Consider the following 18,913-nt stretch of genomic DNA (forward strand, 5'->3'; position numbering starts at 1 on the left):
TTCCCCCGTTGTAAAGCGTGCGCCAGATAAGACACAACAGCGTCGCATCAGGCATCTTGCACAACCGCCGGATGCGGCATACACGCCTTATCCGGCAGCATACAAGTCGGCATCAGGTATTGATGCCCCTCAATACCCCATATTTTTCTTCTTCTCTAACTCTTCTTTTGCAGTATCAGGCAGATAAAGGGTGGACTTGGTTAACGTCAGCTTTTCAGGCATGGTGCCGTCTTTTTTATATTTCTCCAGCGCATCAAAAGCGGGGCCTGCCATATTCGGCGTCAGTTCAACGCTGGCGTTCGCTTCGCCATCAATCATCGCTTTGTAGATGTCCGGCACGCCGTCGATAGAGCCTGTCAGGATATCTTTGCCCGGTTTCAGGCCCGCTTCTTTAATTGCCTGAATCGCGCCAATCACCATGTCATCGTTATGGGCGTAAACCATGCAGATGTTTTTGCCGTTGTTTTCCGCTTTGATAAAGCTCTCCATCACTTCTTTGCCTTTACTACGGGTGAAGTCACCAGACTGCGAGCGGATAATTTTGATGTTTGGCGCATTCTTAATGGCTTCGGCAAAGCCTTTCTTACGGTCAATGGCGACGCTGGCTCCAACGGTGCCCTGCAACTCCACCACGTTACACGGTTTGCCATTCACTTCTTTTACCAGCCAGTCACCGATCAACTTACCTTCGAGGATGTTGTCGGCAGTCACGGTGGTCATATAGAGAGATTTGTCTTTCACATCGATGGAACGATCGAGCAAGAAGACCGGGATTTCGGCATCTTTCGCCTCTTTTAATACCGGTTCCCAACCAGTCGCCACCACCGGAGCGATAAAGATCGCATCCACCCCTTGTGCAACGAAGGAACGTACCGCTTTAATCTGGTTTTCCTGCTTTTGCTGACCATCGGCAATTTTCAACGTGATACCGCGTTTTTCGGCTTCACTTTTCGCCACGTTGGTTTCAGCGGCACGCCAGCCGGATTCCGATCCGACCTGCGAAAATCCAACGGTTAATGGAGCGGCCAACGCCATAGACGACATGGCTGCCGAGACTGCAGAGACTACAAGTAAGCGTTTCCACATAGGGTTGTCCTCGTCGGGGTAGTTATTATTGGTTAAAAGATGTTCGCGAAAAAACTATAGACAATCGGTCATGTAACGAATTGCGTTACATCACACTTCAAAAAAGTAAATAAAACGTTAATCACAAGTTTGTAATCGCTTTCATAACGCCATTAAAAAAGCGACTGTTGTTATGGATATTCCTGCTATACGAAGCGTCTTAAAACGATGGCGGAAGTACAAAGTGAGCGAAAACAAGCGAAGACTTTCGCCGCGAGTTGGCTATAATACTCGGCACTTGTTTGCCACATATTTTTAAAGGAAACAGACATGAGCTTACTCAACGTCCCTGCGGGTAAAGATCTGCCGGAAGACATCTACGTTGTTATTGAAATCCCGGCTAACGCAGATCCGATCAAATACGAAATCGACAAAGAGAGCGGCGCACTGTTCGTTGACCGCTTCATGTCCACCGCGATGTTCTATCCGTGCAACTACGGTTACATCAACCACACCCTGTCTCTGGACGGTGACCCGGTTGACGTACTGGTCCCAACTCCGTACCCGCTGCAGCCGGGTTCAGTGATCCGCTGCCGTCCGGTTGGCGTTCTGAAAATGACCGACGAAGCCGGTGAAGATGCGAAACTGATTGCTGTTCCGCACACTAAGCTGAGCAAAGAATACGATCACATTAAAGACGTAAACGATCTGCCTGAACTGCTGAAAGCTCAGATCGCTCACTTCTTCGAGCACTACAAAGACCTCGAAAAAGGCAAGTGGGTAAAAGTTGAAGGTTGGGAAAACGCAGAAGCCGCTAAAGCTGAAATCGTTGCTTCCTTCGAGCGCGCCAAGAATAAATAAGTTCTTCAAGCGTAATAACCCTGAACGCCGGGCTTCGGTTAGTAAGGGTTTTTTTATGCCCGGAATATATAAACTCTCTATTCCACTATCATTATTCTCAGCAGTTGAAAGGCTTGAACGGTAAGAACAAGCAAACCCGACCACCATTTTGCTGTTCATAGCCGCTTGCTGGAAGTTAGCCAACCTCACTCATTCTCACCGTTCAAAGCGTGTACCCGTTTTACCCCTGCGTAATTGTGAACGCCAGCAGAGTTTTTTATGCGTTTACGGATATGGAAAGCGGCTCGGAAGGAAAAGCAAAAGGCGAGGAAGTTACAAAAAAGAATACGATTCGTCTCGCAAAAAAATAACGCCACCCGCAGGTGGCATTGGTTGAGTGGTATTAGCGCAAACCTGATCTGACAGTTACCCGTTATTTATTACCCGTCGTTACAGTAGATCGTGCGTTAAGCTTTTGCATTCTCGCCCAGGCTTCCGGGGCATATTTTTCTATATATTGTTGCGATAATAATTCAGCCTGTTGCAGTTGTTTGGCTGTCAGCTTTTTCTCTGTAATATTGCGGTTTTCCGTACCAAAAAGATTCATATCATTGGTCGATGCGGTATCGAACCACGCCCAGGCCTGCACATAATCACGTTCTACGCCCAAGCCATAATAATAGATTTCACCTAATTGCACCTGCGCTGAACTAAATCCTTGCTCTGCGGCTTTTCGCATCCAGATTGCGGCTTGTTGCTCATCTTTTTTAACACCTTTTCCCTGGAGTAAAGCATTACCCAAATTAAATTGCGCCATTGCCACTCCCTCTTCAGCCGCCTTGCGATACCAGTCCACGGCCCTTCTCTGTTCTTCTTCGGAACCATGTCGATACAATAATGCCCCGAGATTAACCTGAGCATCAGTATCCCCCTGTTCTGCCGATTTGGTGTACCAATAGATAGCTTGCTCACGGTTATAGGGAATGCCTTCTGCGCGCCTGATATATATTTCAGCTAAATAATATTGCCCAATAGCATTGCCCTGTTCTGCCGATTTACGGTACCACTCCAGTGCTTTTAACGGCTCTTTCGCACCCGCCAAACCTTCTTCTAATATGTATCCCAGTCGATACTGTGCAATAGCATTTCCCTGCTCTGCCGACTGGGTAAACAATATCCGCGATTGAGTGTAATCCTGAGTAACACCGATACCGAAATAGTACATATCAGCCAAATGAAGCTGCCCTAACTCGTCGCCGGATGTCGCTGGTTTTCGATACCATTGCGCCGATATAGCATCGTTTTTTTCAACACCTAAACCTTTGGAATAAATATAACCAAGCTGATTACAGGACCAGACGTTACCTTGTTCCGCTGCTTTGCTATACCACTCACGTGCCATAACGTAATCCCGCGTTACGCCATCGCCTTCAAAATATGCATCTCCCATACTTTGCTGGCCGCTGTCACGACCTTGCTCTGCTGCCAGGCGAAACCATTTCACAGATTCGGCTTTATCAATCTTCACACCCTTACCGTCATGGTACATTACACCCAAATTCTGCTGCGCCTGTGGAAGCCCCTTCAGTGCTGCTTTTTTGTACCAGATAACCGCCTGAGCATAATCTTGCGGCACACCTTCACCGCTCATATAGCGTAACCCCAGTACAAATTCTGCCGGGGTGTATCCCTGCTCTGCGGCACGGCGAAACCAGTCAATCGCCTGGGTGAGATCCTTTGTCGTTTCATTACCCTGAAAATAGCGATATCCCAGCTCCAGCTGTGCTTTCGCTTCTCCACGTTCAGCTTTTTGCTTTAATTGCTCGAAATTGACATTTCCCAAAGCGGGAAGAGAAACGAGTGCAAACAGTCCTGTCAGCAGTGCAGCCAGAAGAGATTTTTTCATTGAGGTCGCGTCCTTGTTGAGCGTGCCAGGTGTTTATAACACTGCACAACAAATCAGCATTTAAGAAAAGATAAGAATGGCGTCAAATTCGGAATACATTCAGGCAGCTGGATAAAACAACGCCACCCGAAGGTGGCGTATGCATATGGTTACTTATCCCTGTCTAACCAGTCGCCGCTTTCAATTAGCTTTAATCCATCGACGGGTCGTTGATAAACGTACATCCATGCACTCCCGTACGGCGTCTGAATCAACTGGCGCGCGTATTCACCGCCCCTGGTGCGCAAGGCATCAAGTTCGGCCAGCGTGGCGTTGTCAATACGATAAACTTCACCGTGTACTGTTCCGTTCCCCGGAACTGCGCCTGGATAGTGGCCCAGGCTATACAACTGGTAGTTATCGATACTGAAATCGCCCAGTAACTGGGCATTGGTCATCCAGTGACTGTTGCCTTGTTTGTGGCGTAAACTGCCGTAGACAAATATTCGCATTGCTAAAACTCGAACTGATAGAGCAAATCCAGTGCCTGGTCTACACCAGACACGGCTTCCAGATATAGCTTAGGCATCAGGCGATAACGTAACGTGAGTGTTGCTATTGAGTCAAATATACCCACGCCGTATTTCACTTGCAGACCTGGCAATACATAGCCGCTGACCACCACCTGGGAGGAGTCGCCTACTCCCTCTGTGTCGAGCGCTAAATTGCTTACGCCAAACGTCTCGCCGATTTTACCCACAATCTGACCACTTTGTGCAACCCCCAGACCAATCAGCATTGAGGTCATCGCCGCACTGTCACTCTGATCGCTCTCCAACCCTTGTCCACGTAGCAGGTAGGAAAGCGCGGCCTGTTGCGACATCGCCGGGTCAGAGAAGATCTCCGCTTTCGGTTCGTCCGCCAGACCAGTGACTCGAACTCCGGCGATTACGTCGTCTTCTGTAGCATCCGGGTTACGAATAGCTTCGATATTAAGATACGGTTGATCCGGCGGACCAGAGAACAGTAGCTCACCCTTACGCACAATCAGATCCTGACCATAGGCATGGAAGCGACCTTCAGGGATGTTGATCTGCCCGTTCAGGCCCAGTCCTTGTTTGTCCTGTACGACGTTGAGATCGCCCGTCAGCCGCGCTTTCAGGCCGAAAGCGTCAATGCGCACATTGTTGCCAACGTGGACAATCAGGTTGCTGTTAATCGGAATCGACGCCGTTTTCGGCTCTTCCGGTTGCAGGTTATCGTTAAGCATCACCACATCGCTGGAAACGCCCACCGCGCTTTCCGGCAGCTCATGCACCACAATGCGCGCCCAAGGGACATCCACGCGACCGTCGAGAGTAAACAGGTTTGGTGTAGCCTCGAATACAACATCTGGGGATACATCCATTCGTACCATCGGCGGCACGGTGATCCGTACCTTACTGCCTTTCGCGGTTACCCTCGCCCGCCAGTTTTCAATCTGGCTCCAGTCGGCGTCACCACTCAGGTAGATTTCTCCCTGTTGGGTCCGCACAGTACCGGCAAGCGTCGAGCGCATACCGTTAAAATTAACCGCAAGCTGGCTCGGCTGCATATCAAACGGCATAAAGTTGCCGTCGATATCCACACCCGTAACCTGGAGCTGACCAAACAACTGCGGGCTTTGTACATCACCCCCCAGACGCAAGTTGGCACTCACCATCCCCGCTGCTTTTTCCCCACGGGTAAAGATGGGGTTTATCATCGCAAGGTTGAAGTTACGGATATTGACGTTACCACCAAGATTACGGCGGCCTTGTGGATCGGTCACCTGCACCTGCCCATCAAACTGGCCGTTATTGGTCAGGCGGATGGTCCAGCCCAGTTCAGCACGGTTGTTACGCAGTTCCGCCGTCAGATTCAGCGTCTGAAACGCCACGGGCAGCGCCGCATCGTTGACGGTTTGCGTTACCTGCACGTTACGCCCCGAAAGTGTGATACTGCCCTGCGGCAGTCCCTCTTTGGTGGTGTCCCAGGCGACATCCGCTTTACCCGTGAAGATACCGCTGGCCTGAGTGGTTTCTGGCATAAACGGTTTCAGCATGGCCAGGTCGAAGCGGTTGAGATTCACCACCGCACGCCCTTCAGCCCCGGCATCAATGGTTTGTGGCACGCACAGTTCTGCATTCGGGTTAAGCCAGCAGTGTGGCCCGATGCTGATTTTTTGCTCCTGATTGCGGTAGTCCAGCGCAATATCACGGGTCAGCGTCCACGGACCGACTGGTGTCTGGAAGCGGGTATTGCTAAGTGTTCCCTTCCAGCGTTCTTCTTTGCGATCAAAACTGCCTGCCAGATTAAGCTGCCCGGAAACCGGCTCACCCTGAATCCGCAACTGTAACTCATGCTGCTTTTCACTACCTTTCGCATTCAGGGTGACGAGGTTGATATTCACATCCGGCTGCGAGATTTGCTCAACGCGTACGTCAAGTTTACCCGCAATCTGGTCAGTGGATTTGATATCGCCTTCCACGCGAACCTGAGCCACGGAAAGTTCCTGCCAGCGCAGGCCGCGCGCGGTGATATCTGCCAGTAGTTGTGGCGCTTCCACCGTGCCGCGTACTTTCACCAACCCTTTCGCTGTACCACCCAGTCCTGGTAGCGCATTATCCAGCCCCGGCGCGTTGATGGAGGCATCAAGATTGAGATCTTTTACCCCCAGTTCACCTTTCACTTCGGCACTGTTTGGCCCCAGTTCCAGATGCAACCCAGGGATGGTCCACTGCATGTAACTGTTGCCTTTTAGTGTACCGTCAACATTCACTTTGTTCTGTTTGACGTTACCGGTCAGCTTCAACTCCGGCACGTCCATCTGCCAGGTGCCGCCATACAGACTACCGCGCGTTTTAATCAAACCATTGAGTTTCGACGGCCACTCCGGGAACTCTTTCGCGGTGTTAATGCCATTAAGCGTTAACTCACCGCGCCAGCTAATTGCCTGCTGCCAGTCGAGTAGCGCCTTGAGTTCAGTTTTCCCTTCCAGCGCCGCGACGGTGAGTTTGTCGAGATTGACCTGCTGTTCATTGCCTTTGGCATCAAGGGTAATGGTCGCGGGCGGGATCTCCTGCCCCTTCACTACCGTACGCATAGAGATCGTGTAATCGGTCATTTTACCGGTGAGTTTCAATTTCAGATCATCCGCCTGATACTGTTTCTCACCAGTGAACGGCCAGTAAAGCTGTTTGCTGTTCACTTCCACGTTGAGCGGCAATCCTGCTTCCGCCAGTCGCGTCTGGGCGCGTAAATCCATATCCACCGGACCGGAAAGGTTAACGCCAATCTCCAGCTGTTCGCGCAGCGCACCGCCCACTTTCAGCTTCACCTTTTCGCCTTTCAGCGGCTCCACGTTCAGTGTGCTGTTGAGGGTGATATCCACCGGCCAGTTGTCTGATAGCTGCGCCGTGCCGCTGGCGTTGACGATCCCTTGATTGGAATCGATATCCAGGGCGTCCAGTTTGGTATTACCGTCGATGCTGCTCACTTTCAGCAGCATGGTGCTCACGGTGATGTCCGTGTCGCCCGTCACGCGCAGCTGCTCACCCTTAAACTCTTCAATATTCAGGTTGAGCGGCAAATGCACGTCGGTCATTTCCGGCAATACCGGGCGAGAAAAGAGATCTTTCAGCGTTTCGCCGAGCGGTTTTTCATCCGGCTGCGGATTTTCAATCTTCGGTTCGACCACTTCTTCCTGCGCCACTTCCGCCACTTTCGGCAAAGCAATCAACAGGCCTTTCAGCGACGTCGGTTTCAGGGTCAGGGTTTTCTCCTGCCAGTTCAGGCCGGAGGTGAAGTCCATCACCGACACCGTGGTGTCATCAATCTTGATGTTGACGTTGTCCAGCGCCACCCGCGTCAGGGTGATGGGATAGGGCGTGGAGAGATCCAGCGGCCCACTGTCTTCTTCTTCAACCTGTTCAGAAGGGGGCATTTTTTTGCTGTCGATGTTGACCTGAATGTCTTTCAGCGCCAGGTCATTAATGCAAACGCTGCTGTTCCACAGACAATCCAGCCCGACTGCCAGATGTAGATTACCCGCTTTTACCGCCACGCCTGGCTGCTCATAACGAACATCAGACAAGGTGAGATCGCGCCAGCCGCCGCTGACCTTGCCAATATCCAGCCCCGGCACCCAGCGATCTGCCGCTTTAAATACCAGATGCAGGCCGCTGGTGGTGCCCACCAGAAACGCCACCGATCCCAGCAACAGTAAGATAACGATAACCACGCCGAGGCTGATTTTTTTCCATAAACTCATAATTCTGGCCCCAGACCGATGTAAAACTGTAACCCGTGTTCGTCTTTATCCGCGACCGGTACGGCAAAATCGAGTTTGATTGGCCCGACTGGCGATTCCCAGCGCACGCCAACCCCGGTGCCAGTTTTAAAGTTACTACGACGGATATCGCTCACCGCTTCGCCGCTATCGACAAACACCGCGCCCCACCATTTTCCGGTGACGTTGTACTGGTACTCCAGCGATCCGGTTATCAACTTCGAGGCCCCTTTCAGGTCGCCGTCCGGGTATTTCGGGGCGATAGATTTGTATTTATAGCCACGAATACTGCGGTCGCCCCCGGCGAAGAAACGCAGATCCGGCGGTACTTTGTCGAAGTCACCCGTTTCAATCCAGCCCAACGTACCGCGCGTAACAAAACGATGGCGATCGTACAGTGTACGGATCCAGACGTTTTGCGCCTGGAAAACGGAGAAATCGACATCTGAGCCCCAGGCGGTGTTGGAGTAGTCGATAGAGTAGCGTTGCGAGTCGCCCCAGGTTGGCATCAGGCCACCGCGAGAACGCGTGCGGCTAATCATCACCCCCGGATAAAACAGCATCGTGGTGTTGGTGACTTCGCCCTGAGTAAAGTGGTCGAGACTCCAGCGCAGGTTAATCGCGCGTTGCCAGCCGCTGGAAAGATCCCAGTAGCGAGAAGCCACCAGCGTCGTGGAGTCAGACTCGGTATCGTTCAGGTCAGTACGCTTAAAACCGCCCTGCACCAAATAATATTGTTCCAGGGGGTTCTTAAGCAGTGGAATTTTATAGCTGAAATCAAGGATCTGCTCCGGTGCAGAAATACTGGTGCTGGTGGTCAGGCTATGACCGTACGAGTTCATCCATGGTTTTTTCCACGTCGCCTTAACTCGTGGCCCCACGTCCGTAGAGTAACCGACCCCGGTTTCGATGGTGTTTTCTGTGCGCGGCGAAACCACGCCCGTCAACGGTAATACTTTCGTTTCGCGCGCTTTATCAAATTGTGGTGCCACCACCACCGAATTAAACCAGCCGGTAGCAGAAAGTCGGCGGTTCAGTTCCGCCAGATCTTTCGATTCGTACTCATCGCCCTCTTTGAACGGCACCAGATTTTGCAGGTATTCGTCACGAATTTGTGATCCTTCAAAGGTCACATGCCCAAAGCGGTAACGTTCGCCACTATTATAATCAATATCCCAGAAGGCTTTATGCAGGCCGAGCGCAATGCCCAGCTGCGCTTTGGTAAATTCGCTATCGAAATAGCCTTTACGCAACGCAATGCTGGTTAAGGACTTTTTGAAATTTTCATAATCGCCCTGGTTCAGAACAGTGCCAATCGCCGGGCGAGTATCGAGCAATTTCAAATAGTCTTTATCGGTCCGCGCGCCGCCGCGCAATACCACATCGGTGCCACCAATTAACACCGGAACGCCTGGCGTGACGTTGGCGATCAAAACCTGCCGCCCTTTCTTTGGCGGTGGACGGAGATCAAATTCAATGGTTGGCTGGTAATACCCCAACGCTTTCAGACCTTCGCGGATGGCATCATCCACGCGCGCACGAAAGCGCTGATCTGGTGTAACTTCATCACTTTGAATAGTAGAAAGCTGGGCACGAACGTTCTTCTCAAGCGCCCCTGATAGCCCTTTGACTTCCAGACGGACATTCGCGGCAACGGCAGAGCCGCTTAAGCAGAGTAAGCTTGCACAGCATAACTGTCGGATATAGCGCACATTTTCTCCTGAATATCCTTTATTCCAGCCCCTTGAACACCGCTTCACGGCTTAATAAAAACCCAACATCATGGATTAAAAAGCAGACTAAATCCCAAATATTTCTTATGTTTTACTTTAGACCTATTCACAGCGGTTATTGTGTGCAAATACGTCTCTTGTTACAACCTTAACGCCAATGACCGATTTTCGGGAGAACGACACCATGAGTTTATTTGATAAAAAGCATCTGGTTTCCCCCGCCGATGCCCTGCCTGGACGTAACACCCCGATGCCCGTAGCCACCTTGCATGCGGTCAACGGTCACTCAATGACCAACGTACCTGACGGAATGGACATCGCCATTTTTGCGATGGGCTGTTTCTGGGGCGTGGAGCGACTTTTCTGGCAGCTTCCTGGTGTTTACAGCACTGCCGCTGGTTATACAGGAGGCTATACACCGAATCCTACTTACAGGGAAGTGTGCTCTGGAGAAACAGGCCATGCCGAAGCGGTACGTATTGTTTACGATCCTTCGGTAATCAGCTATGAGCAGCTATTACAGGTATTTTGGGAGAATCACGATCCCGCCCAGGGTATGCGTCAGGGCAATGACCACGGCACGCAGTATCGTTCGGCGATTTATCCGCTGACACCGGAACAAGATTCGGCCGCCCGTGCCAGCCGGGAACGTTTTCAGGCCGCGATGATCGCCGCTAATGATGATCGCCCTGTCACCACTGAAATAGCCAACGCCACGCCATTCTATTATGCCGAGGATGACCACCAGCAATATCTGCATAAAAATCCGTATGGTTATTGCGGTATCGGTGGGATTGGCGTCTGTCTGCCGCCTGATGCCTGAAGAGAAATTCCCCGGTCAAACGACCGGGGAAGGGTAGAGATTAATGCGCGCGGCCTTGCTCAACGCCAAAGCCAGTCTGGGAGCGGATAAACTGCGCACGGAACAGTTCACGCTCACGCGCACCTTCCGCTGAGTTATCGGTTGCCGAGAAGAACCATATGCCGAGGAATGCCACGGTGATAGAGAACAGCGCCGGGTATTCGTACGGGAAGATGGCTTTTTCGTGACCGAGGATCTGTACCCAAATGGTAGGGCCGAGAATCATCAGTACCACTGCGGTAATCAGCCCCAGCCAGCCGCCCATCATCGCGCCACGAGTGGTCAGTTTCGACCAGTACATGGAAAGCAGAATGATCGGGAAGTTACAGCTCGCCGCGATGGCAAACGCCAGGCCCACCATAAAGGCGATGTTCTGATTCTCAAACAGCACACCGAGGATAATCGCAATCACGCCCAAAATCAGGACGGTGATTTTCGATACCCGTAGCTCTTCACGTTCGGTCGCACCTTTTTTGAAGACGTTAGCGTACAGGTCATGCGAAACCGCGGATGCGCCCGCCAGCGTCAGACCCGCAACCACCGCAAGAATGGTGGCGAAAGCAACCGCTGAAATAAAGCCGAGGAACAGGTTGCCGCCCACAGCATTGGCCAGGTGAACTGCCGCCATGTTGTTGCCACCAATCAGATGGCCCGCCGCGTCTTTATATTCCGGATTCGCACCGACCAGCATGATCGCGCCAAAGCCGATAATAAAGGTCAGGATATAGAAGTAGCCCATAAATCCGGTGGCGTAGAACACGCTCTTACGCGCTTCACGGGCATCGCTGACCGTAAAGAAACGCATCAGAATGTGCGGTAAGCCAGCCGTACCAAACATCAGCCCCAGCCCCAGCGACAGCGCGGAGATGGGATCTTTCACCAGTCCGCCCGGCTTCATGATATCGACACCTTTCGGGTGTACCGCCATCGCTTCGCTGAACAGATTGTTGAAGCTAAAGCCGACGTGTTTCATCACCATAAAGGCCATAAAGCTGGCACCAAACAGTAACAGCACAGCTTTGATAATCTGTACCCAGGTGGTCGCCAGCATGCCGCCGAACAGGACGTACATCATCATCAGCACGCCGACCAGCACTACCGCAATGTGATAGTTAAGGCCGAACAGCAGCTCGATAAGTTTACCTGCGCCTACCATCTGGGCGATAAGATAAAGCGCCACGACCACCAGAGAACCACAGGCCGAAAGAATACGGATCGGCCCTTGTTTCAGGCGGTAAGAGGCTACATCGGCAAAGGTGTAGCGACCGAGGTTACGCAGACGTTCGGCAATCAGGAACAGAATGATCGGCCAGCCCACCAGGAAGCCCAGCGAGTAAATTAAACCATCATAGCCGGAGGTAAACACCAGCGCGGAGATACCCAAAAATGAGGCGGCAGACATATAGTCCCCGGCAATCGCCAGCCCGTTCTGGAAACCGGTGATATTGCCGCCTGCGGTGTAGTAGTCATTACGCGAACGTACGCGTTTTGACGCCCAGTAGGTAATACCGAGCGTAAACACGACGAAAATCAGGAACATAATAATTGCCTGCCAGTTCGTTGGCTGGCGCTCTACGGCCCCGCTAATAGCATCCGCGGCGTTAGCTGCGAAAGGGAGTGTGGCGGCAAGCGCCGTCAGAACTCTTTTCATGATGCTTGTACCTCATGCAGGACTTCATTATTAAGACGGTCGAATTCGCCGTTTGCCCGCCAGATGTAGATACCGGTGAGAACAAAGGAGATCACAATCACTCCAACACCAATCGGAATACCGCGTGTGACGCTGGTGTTCGGATTCAGCGGGGTGCCCAGCCAGCCGGGCGCGAAGGCGATCAGTAAAATAAAGCCGATATAAACTGCCAGCATAATAATCGACAGGATGGTGGCAAACCGTTGCCGTTTTTCGACTAACTCCCTGAAATGCGCATTGTCTTCTATCCGCTGATAAATAGTGCCATTCATCACAGATTCTCCAGAGGTTCCCCGTCGTCTTTCACGCCGCAGGTTCGTCAGCCGCACTCGCCTCCCCCAGTCACATAGTTTTCTATGCTCCTGGGGAGATGCTCGCTTGCTTCCTGCCTGCAACGCGAAATACTTAGGAGAATTTTTATATTTGCCCTTTCCCACTATAAAGAAAGGGGCGTGTAGACCGGATAAGGTGTTTACGCCACATCCGGCAATGGTGGGTTACGATGGCATCGCGATAGCCTGCTTCTCTTCAAGCAGCTTCTCGACTACGCCAGGATCGGCAAGTGTCGAGGTATCGCCCAGGTTGCTGGTATCGCCCGCCGCAATTTTGCGCAGAATACGGCGCATAATTTTGCCGGAGCGGGTTTTAGGCAGGGAGTCGGTCCAGTGCAGCACGTCTGGCGTTGCCAGCGGGCCAATCTCTTTACGCACCCAGTTGCGGACTTCTGCGTACAGTTCTGGTGACGGTTCCTCCCCGTGATTAAGCGTGACGTAGGCGTAGATCGCCTGACCTTTAATATTGTGCGGAATACCGACGACAGCGGCTTCGGCAATTTTCGGATGTGCCACCAGCGCCGACTCAATCTCCGCTGTTCCCAGACGATGGCCGGAGACGTTCAGCACGTCGTCCACACGCCCGGTGATCCAGTAATAGCCATCTTCATCACGACGCGCGCCGTCGCCGCTGAAATACATATTTTTGAAGGTGGAGAAGTAGGTCTGTTCAAAACGCTCGTGATCGCCAAACAATGTACGCGCCTGACCCGGCCAGGAGTCGGTGATCACCAGGCTGCCTTCGGTAACCCCTTCCAGCGCGTTACCTTCGTTATCGACCAGCGCCGGTTGCACGCCGAAGAACGGACGCGTCGCCGAACCGGCTTTTAGCTCGGTAGCGCCAGGCAGTGGCGTGATCATGAAACCGCCAGTTTCGGTCTGCCACCATGTATCGACCACCGGACATTTCTCGTTGCCGATCTTCTTCCAGTACCACTCCCACGCTTCCGGGTTGATTGGCTCGCCTACGGAACCGAGAATGCGCAGCGACGAACGGTCAGTGCCTTCGATCGCTTTATCGCCTTCTGCCATCAGCGCGCGAATCGCCGTGGGCGCGGTATAGAGAATATTGACCTGATGCTTATCCACCACCTGGGCCATACGGGCAGGCGTCGGCCAGTTCGGTACGCCTTCAAACATCAGCGTGGTCGCGCCGCATGCCAGCGGGCCATACAGCAAATAACTGTGCCCGGTAACCCAGCCCACATCGGCGGTGCACCAGTAGATATCGCCAGGATGATAATCAAAGACATATTTAAAAGTCAGCGCCGCGTACACCAGATAACCGCCGGTAGTGTGCAGCACGCCTTTCGGCTTCCCGGTAGAACCGGAGGTGTAGAGAATAAACAGCGGATCTTCAGCGTTCATCTCTTGCGCCTGGTGCTGATCGCTCGCTTGCTCAATCAGGTCGTGCCACCACAGATCGCGCCCTTCCTGCCAGTCAATTTTTCCGCCAGTACGCTTCAGTACCACCACATGCTCAACGCTAGTGACATTCGGATTTTTCAGAGCGTCATCGACGTTTTTCTTCAGCGGAATACTGCGCCCGGCGCGCACACCTTCGTCAGAAGTGATCACCAACCGTGAGTTAGAATCGATAATGCGTCCGGCAACGGCTTCCGGCGAGAAGCCGCCGAAAATTACCGAATGCACCGCGCCAATGCGGGCGCAGGCCAGCATCGCGACCGCGGCTTCCGGCACCATTGGCATATAAATCGCCACTACATCACCTTTTTTAATACCCAGCTCGAGCAGGGTATTGGCGAAGCGGCAAACATCGCGATGCAGCTCTTTATAGCTGATATGTTTGCTCTGGCTGGCGTCGTCGCCTTCCCAGATGATGGCGGTGCGATCGCCGTTTTCTTGCAGATGGCGGTCAAGGCAGTTCGCCGCCAGATTCAGCGTGCCATCCTCGTACCATTTAATGGACACATTACCCGGGGCAAAGGAGGTGTTTTTCACCTTCTGGTAAGGTTTGATCCAGTCGAGAATTTTTCCCTGTTCGCCCCAGAAGGTATCTGGTGCGTTAATAGATTGTTGATACATCGCCTCGTACTGCTGAGGGGTTATCAGGCAACGGTCTGCGATGTTGGCAGGAATGGTGTGTTTGTGAATTTGACTCATGCTTTTGTTCTCCTTGTAGGATGTTAATAATATGTGGCATAAGCGTTAAATGTAGGGGTATTGGCAGTTTTGTTTAGTATTTGGGCGACAGATCACGCAAAAGTAGAATTGTGCAAATAAACGGCAGGGTAATTTTTGAAGGTCACCAACAAAAGTTGATTAATTCTTTGAGGAACATGCAGTTATGCATGCTGTTGAAAAAGAGGAAGATACTGACTAACTCTAAAGTGGTATTTTACATGCACTTACAATTGATTAAAGACAACATTCACAGTATGGTTATTTGTTACACATAGGGGCGAGCAATGTCATGACAGTGTAGGTGCGGTTACTGTCGTGAAAAACAATAAAAACCGCCATTGCAACAATGGCGCAATTCGGATGAAGCCCCTATGACAAGGATAAAAATAAACGCACGCCGTATCTTCAGCTTATTGATTCCTTTTTTCTTTTTCACTTCTGTTCACGCTGAACAAACGGCCGCTCCCACGAAACCTGTAACCGTGGAAGCGAAGAATGAAACCTTCGCTCCGCAGCATCCCGATCAATATCTCTCCTGGAAAGCCACCTCGGAACAGTCAGAGCGTGTTGACGCCCTGGCGGAAGATCCACGGCTGGTGATCCTGTGGGCGGGGTATCCTTTCTCGCGCGATTACAACAAGCCGCGTGGGCATGCCTTTGCTGTGACCGATGTGCGTGAAACCCTGCGTACCGGTGCGCCGAAAAACGCTGAAGATGGTCCGCTACCGATGGCATGCTGGAGTTGTAAAAGCCCGGATGTGGCGCGTCTGATCCAGAAAGACGGCAAAGATGGCTACTTCCATGGTAAATGGGCGCGCGGCGGCCCGGAAATCGTCAACAACTTAGGTTGTGCCGATTGCCATAACACTGCCTCACCAGAGTTCGCCAAAGGCAAACCGGAGTTAACCCTTTCCCGTCCGTATGCTGCTCGCGCGATGGAAGCCATTGGTAAACCTTTTGAGAAAGCCGGACGTTTCGACCAGCAATCGATGGTCTGCGGTCAGTGCCATGTGGAGTATTACTTCGATGGCAAAAACAAAGCCGTTAAATTCCCATGGGATGACGGCATGAAAGTCGAAAATATGGAGCAGTATTACGACAAAATTGCCTTCTCTGACTGGACTAACTCCCTGTCGAAAACGCCAATGCTGAAAGCGCAGCACCCGGAATATGAAACCTGGACAGTGGGCATTCACGGCAAAAACAACGTGACCTGTATCGACTGCCATATGCCAAAAGTGCAGAACGCTGAAGGCAAACTCTACACCGACCATAAAATTGGTAATCCGTTTGATAACTTCGCCCAGACTTGTGCGAACTGCCATACCCAGGACAAAGCTGCTTTGCAAAAAGTTGTCGCGGAACGTAAGCAGTCGATTAACGACCTGAAAATCAAGGTTGAAGATCAACTGGTTCACGCTCACTTCGAAGCGAAAGCGGCGCTGGATGCAGGCGCGACGGAAGCCGAAATGAAACCGATTCAGGACGATATCCGTCATGCTCAGTGGCGTTGGGATCTGGCGATCGCTTCCCACGGCATTCATATGCACGCACCGGAAGAAGGTCTGAGGATTCTCGGTACGGCGCTGGATAAAGCGGCGGATGCGCGCACCAAACTGGCGCGCCTGCTGGCGACCAAAGGCATCACCCATGAAATCCAGATCCCGGATATCTCAACCAAAGAGAAAGCCCAGCAGGCCATTGGCCTGAACATGGAACAAATCAAGGCTGAGAAGCAGGACTTTATCAAAACGGTGATCCCGCAGTGGGAAGAGCAGGCACGTAAAAACGGTCTGTTAAGCCAATAACCCCGTTCCGCCTCACAAGGGGCGGAAAACACAATGGAGTGAATATGAGCGTATTACGTTCGTTATTAACTGCCGGGGTGCTGGCGTCGGGCCTGTTGTGGAGCCTGAACGGAATTACCGCTACCCCTGCGGCGCAGGCATCTGGTGATCGCTACGAAGTTACCCAGCAGCGTAACCCGGATGCCGCCTGTCTGGACTGTCATAAACCAGATACCGAAGGTATGCATGGCAAACATGCTTCCGTTATCAACCCGAATAACAAACTGCCGGTCACCTGCACCAACTGTCACGGCCAGCCATCACCGCAACACCGCGAAGGGGTGAAAGATGTGATGCGCTTTAACGAGCCGATGTACAAGGTTGGAGAGCAGAACAGCGTCTGTATGTCCTGCCATCTGCCGGAACAGTTGCAAAAAGCGTTCTGGCCGCACGATGTCCACGTAACCAAAGTGGCGTGCGCCAGCTGCCATTCCCTGCATCCACAGCAAGATACGATGCAGACGTTAAGTGACAAAGGACGGATTAAGATTTGCGTCGATTGCCACAGCGATCAGCGCACCAATCCGAACTTTAACCCGGCGTCTGTTCCGTTGCTTAAGGAGCAGCCATGACCTGGTCTCGTCGCCAGTTTCTCACCGGCGTCGGCGTGCTGGCAGCCGTCAGCGGCACCGCAGGACGCGTGGTGGCGAAAACGTTGAATATCAATGGGGTGCGTTACGGCATGGTGCATGACGAGTCGTTATGCATCGGCTGTACTGCCTGTATGGATGCTTGTCGGGAAGTGAACAAGGTGCCGGAAGGCGTCTCGCGCCTGACAATTATTCGTAGCGAGCCGCAGGGCGAATTTCCTGATGTGAAATATCGCTTCTTTCGTAAGTCTTGCCAGCACTGCGACCATGCACCGTGCGTTGACGTCTGCCCAACGGGTGCGTCTTTTCGCGATGCAGCCAGCGGGATTGTCGATGTTAACCCGGATCTCTGCGTCGGTTGTCAGTACTGCATCGCCGCCTGTCCGTACCGCGTGCGCTTTATCCATCCGGTCACGAAGACGGCGGACAAATGCGATTTCTGCCGTAAGACCAATTTGCAGGCCGGTAAGCTCCCCGCGTGCGTTGAGGCTTGCCCGACGAAGGCGCTGACGTTTGGCAATCTGGACGATCCCAACAGTGAGATTTCGCAACTGCTACGCCAGAAGCCCACTTACCGCTACAAGCTGGCGCTGGGAACCAAACCGAAGCTGTACCGCGTACCGTTTAAATACGGGGAGGTGAGCCAATGACGCAGACTTCCGCATTTCATTTTGAATCGCTGGTGTGGGACTGGCCGATTGCCATCTACCTGTTTTTGATTGGTATTTCTGCCGGTCTGGTGACGCTGGCCGTGCTGTTACGTCGCTTCTACCCGCAGGCGGGCGGTGCAGACAGTACGTTGTTGCGCACCACGCTGATTGTCGGGCCTGGCGCGGTGATCCTCGGTCTGTTGATTCTCGTCTTCCACCTGACAAGACCGTGGACCTTCTGGAAGCTGATGTTCCATTACAGTTTTACCTCGGTGATGTCGATGGGGGTGATGCTGTTTCAGCTCTACATGGTGGTGCTGGTGCTGTGGCTGGCGAAAATCTTTGAACATGATTTGCTTGCCCTGCAACAACGCTGGTTGCCGAAGCTGGGGATCGTACAAAAGGTTCTGAGTCTGCTGACGCCCGTTCACCGCGGACTGGAAACGCTAATGCTGGTGCTGGCGGTGTTGCTGGGGGCTTATACCGGCTTTCTGCTGTCGGCGCTGAAATCATATCCGTTCCTCAATAATCCGATTTTACCGGTGCTGTTCCTCTTCTCCGGCATTTCGTCCGGTGCGGCGGTGGCGTTGATCGCTATGGCGATACGCCAGCGCAGTAATCCGCACTCCACAGAAGCGCACTTTGTACACCGTATGGAGATCCCTGTGGTATGGGGCGAAATCTTCCTGCTGGTGGCGTTTTTTGTTGGACTGGCGCTGGGCGATGACGGCAAAGTGCGTGCGCTGGTGGCGGCATTGGGCGGTGGTTTCTGGACGTGGTGGTTCTGGCTTGGTGTCGCTGGGCTGGGGCTGATTGTGCCAATGTTGCTCAAACCGTGGGTGAATCGCAGTTCCGGCATTCCTGCCGTGCTGGCAGCGTGTGGAGCCAGTCTGGTCGGTGTATTGATGCTGCGCTTTTTCATTCTCTATGCCGGGCAGTTAACGGTGGCGTAAGCCAGAAAAGAG

General features: G+C 52.5%; 14 protein-coding genes. 6 read left to right on the plus strand and 8 right to left on the minus strand.

What is annotated here, in order from left to right:
* Positions 1-129: 129 nt before the first annotated feature.
* Positions 130-1,086 (minus strand): galactofuranose ABC transporter substrate-binding protein YtfQ, encoded by a 957-nt coding sequence (gene ytfQ, locus K0335_RS08835; protein ID WP_000265933.1) that lies wholly within the window; start codon positions 1,084-1,086, stop codon positions 130-132.
* A 309-nt stretch (positions 1,087-1,395) separates the two neighbouring features.
* Between ytfQ and ppa the strand changes: the two genes are divergently transcribed.
* A complete protein-coding gene (ppa, locus tag K0335_RS08840; RefSeq protein WP_000055072.1) occupies positions 1,396-1,926 on the plus strand; it encodes an inorganic diphosphatase in 531 nt (176 codons plus the stop codon).
* A gap of 412 nt (positions 1,927-2,338) precedes the next feature.
* Here the strand turns inward: ppa and K0335_RS08845 are convergent, their stop codons facing one another.
* The 4 genes from K0335_RS08845 to tamA all read right to left on the minus strand — a co-directional run bounded on the left by K0335_RS08845 (position 2,339) and on the right by tamA (position 9,811).
* Positions 2,339-3,811 (minus strand): tetratricopeptide repeat protein, encoded by a 1,473-nt coding sequence (locus K0335_RS08845; RefSeq protein WP_219393796.1) that lies wholly within the window; start codon positions 3,809-3,811, stop codon positions 2,339-2,341.
* Between the two features lie 149 nt (positions 3,812-3,960).
* Entirely contained in the window at positions 3,961-4,302 is a 342-nt protein-coding gene (locus tag K0335_RS08850; RefSeq protein WP_001219160.1) for a gamma-glutamylcyclotransferase, read from the minus strand.
* A gap of 2 nt (positions 4,303-4,304) precedes the next feature.
* A complete protein-coding gene (gene tamB / locus K0335_RS08855; RefSeq protein WP_104919900.1) occupies positions 4,305-8,081 on the minus strand; it encodes an autotransporter assembly complex protein TamB in 3,777 nt (1,258 codons plus the stop codon).
* Positions 8,078-9,811 carry an autotransporter assembly complex protein TamA gene (gene tamA / locus K0335_RS08860; protein WP_001269286.1) on the minus strand — a complete coding sequence of 578 codons (1,734 nt, stop codon included), beginning with the start codon at positions 9,809-9,811 and terminating at the stop codon, positions 8,078-8,080. Before tamA ends, tamB begins: the two co-directional genes overlap by 4 nt.
* A 205-nt stretch (positions 9,812-10,016) precedes the next feature.
* Here tamA and msrA point away from each other — a divergent pair, with 205 nt between their 5' ends.
* Positions 10,017-10,655, plus strand: coding sequence for a peptide-methionine (S)-S-oxide reductase MsrA (gene msrA / locus K0335_RS08865; protein ID WP_104919899.1), 639 nt, complete (start codon positions 10,017-10,019; stop codon positions 10,653-10,655).
* A gap of 40 nt (positions 10,656-10,695) precedes the next feature.
* On the opposite strand, the gene actP is transcribed toward msrA, so the two are convergent.
* From actP to acs, 3 genes are all read right to left on the minus strand, one after another.
* Positions 10,696-12,345 (minus strand): cation/acetate symporter ActP, encoded by a 1,650-nt coding sequence (gene actP, locus K0335_RS08870; RefSeq protein ID WP_000832551.1) that lies wholly within the window; start codon positions 12,343-12,345, stop codon positions 10,696-10,698.
* Positions 12,342-12,656, minus strand: coding sequence for a DUF485 domain-containing protein (locus K0335_RS08875; RefSeq protein WP_001014565.1), 315 nt, complete (start codon positions 12,654-12,656; stop codon positions 12,342-12,344). Before K0335_RS08875 ends, actP begins: the two co-directional genes overlap by 4 nt.
* 225 nt (positions 12,657-12,881) lie before the next feature.
* On the minus strand, positions 12,882-14,840 hold the full coding sequence (acs, locus tag K0335_RS08880) for an acetate--CoA ligase (protein ID WP_046083071.1): 1,959 nt from the start codon (positions 14,838-14,840) through the stop codon (positions 12,882-12,884).
* 392 nt (positions 14,841-15,232) lie between these two features.
* Between acs and nrfA the strand changes: the two genes are divergently transcribed.
* From nrfA to nrfD, 4 genes are read left to right on the plus strand one after another with little or no spacing between them, the layout of a single operon-like run.
* Positions 15,233-16,669 (plus strand): ammonia-forming nitrite reductase cytochrome c552 subunit, encoded by a 1,437-nt coding sequence (gene nrfA, locus K0335_RS08885; RefSeq protein WP_104919897.1) that lies wholly within the window; start codon positions 15,233-15,235, stop codon positions 16,667-16,669.
* 44 nt (positions 16,670-16,713) lie between these two features.
* Positions 16,714-17,280, plus strand: coding sequence for a cytochrome c nitrite reductase pentaheme subunit (nrfB, locus tag K0335_RS08890; RefSeq protein WP_001296647.1), 567 nt, complete (start codon positions 16,714-16,716; stop codon positions 17,278-17,280).
* Positions 17,277-17,948 (plus strand): cytochrome c nitrite reductase Fe-S protein, encoded by a 672-nt coding sequence (nrfC, locus tag K0335_RS08895; RefSeq protein WP_000220281.1) that lies wholly within the window; start codon positions 17,277-17,279, stop codon positions 17,946-17,948. Before nrfB ends, nrfC begins: the two co-directional genes overlap by 4 nt.
* Complete coding sequence (nrfD, locus tag K0335_RS08900; protein ID WP_000195167.1) at positions 17,945-18,901, plus strand: cytochrome c nitrite reductase subunit NrfD; 957 nt, start codon at positions 17,945-17,947, stop codon at positions 18,899-18,901. The genes nrfC and nrfD overlap by 4 nt, the downstream gene beginning before the upstream one ends.
* The last annotated feature ends 12 nt before the right edge of the window (positions 18,902-18,913 follow it).

Origin of the sequence: Escherichia sp. GZ89, from assembly GCF_019366485.1 — a bacterium.
Classification (GTDB): Bacteria; Pseudomonadota; Gammaproteobacteria; order Enterobacterales; family Enterobacteriaceae; genus Escherichia; species Escherichia fergusonii.

Excerpts from the sequence above, each read along its gene's own strand:
- nrfC (WP_000220281.1), top strand. The coding sequence starts at position 17,277 with ATGACCTGGTCTCGTCGCCAGTTTCTCACCGGCGTCGGCGTGCTGGCA.
- nrfA (WP_104919897.1), top strand. The coding sequence starts at position 15,233 with ATGACAAGGATAAAAATAAACGCACGCCGTATCTTCAGCTTATTGATT.
- K0335_RS08850 (WP_001219160.1), bottom strand. The coding sequence starts at position 4,302 with ATGCGAATATTTGTCTACGGCAGTTTACGCCACAAACAAGGCAACAGT.
- acs (WP_046083071.1), bottom strand. The coding sequence starts at position 14,840 with ATGAGTCAAATTCACAAACACACCATTCCTGCCAACATCGCAGACCGT.
- ppa (WP_000055072.1), top strand. The coding sequence starts at position 1,396 with ATGAGCTTACTCAACGTCCCTGCGGGTAAAGATCTGCCGGAAGACATC.
- nrfD (WP_000195167.1), top strand. The coding sequence starts at position 17,945 with ATGACGCAGACTTCCGCATTTCATTTTGAATCGCTGGTGTGGGACTGG.
- msrA (WP_104919899.1), top strand. The coding sequence starts at position 10,017 with ATGAGTTTATTTGATAAAAAGCATCTGGTTTCCCCCGCCGATGCCCTG.
- actP (WP_000832551.1), bottom strand. The coding sequence starts at position 12,345 with ATGAAAAGAGTTCTGACGGCGCTTGCCGCCACACTCCCTTTCGCAGCT.
- tamB (WP_104919900.1), bottom strand. The coding sequence starts at position 8,081 with ATGAGTTTATGGAAAAAAATCAGCCTCGGCGTGGTTATCGTTATCTTA.
- nrfB (WP_001296647.1), top strand. The coding sequence starts at position 16,714 with ATGAGCGTATTACGTTCGTTATTAACTGCCGGGGTGCTGGCGTCGGGC.
- K0335_RS08845 (WP_219393796.1), bottom strand. The coding sequence starts at position 3,811 with ATGAAAAAATCTCTTCTGGCTGCACTGCTGACAGGACTGTTTGCACTC.
- K0335_RS08875 (WP_001014565.1), bottom strand. The coding sequence starts at position 12,656 with ATGAATGGCACTATTTATCAGCGGATAGAAGACAATGCGCATTTCAGG.
- ytfQ (WP_000265933.1), bottom strand. The coding sequence starts at position 1,086 with ATGTGGAAACGCTTACTTGTAGTCTCTGCAGTCTCGGCAGCCATGTCG.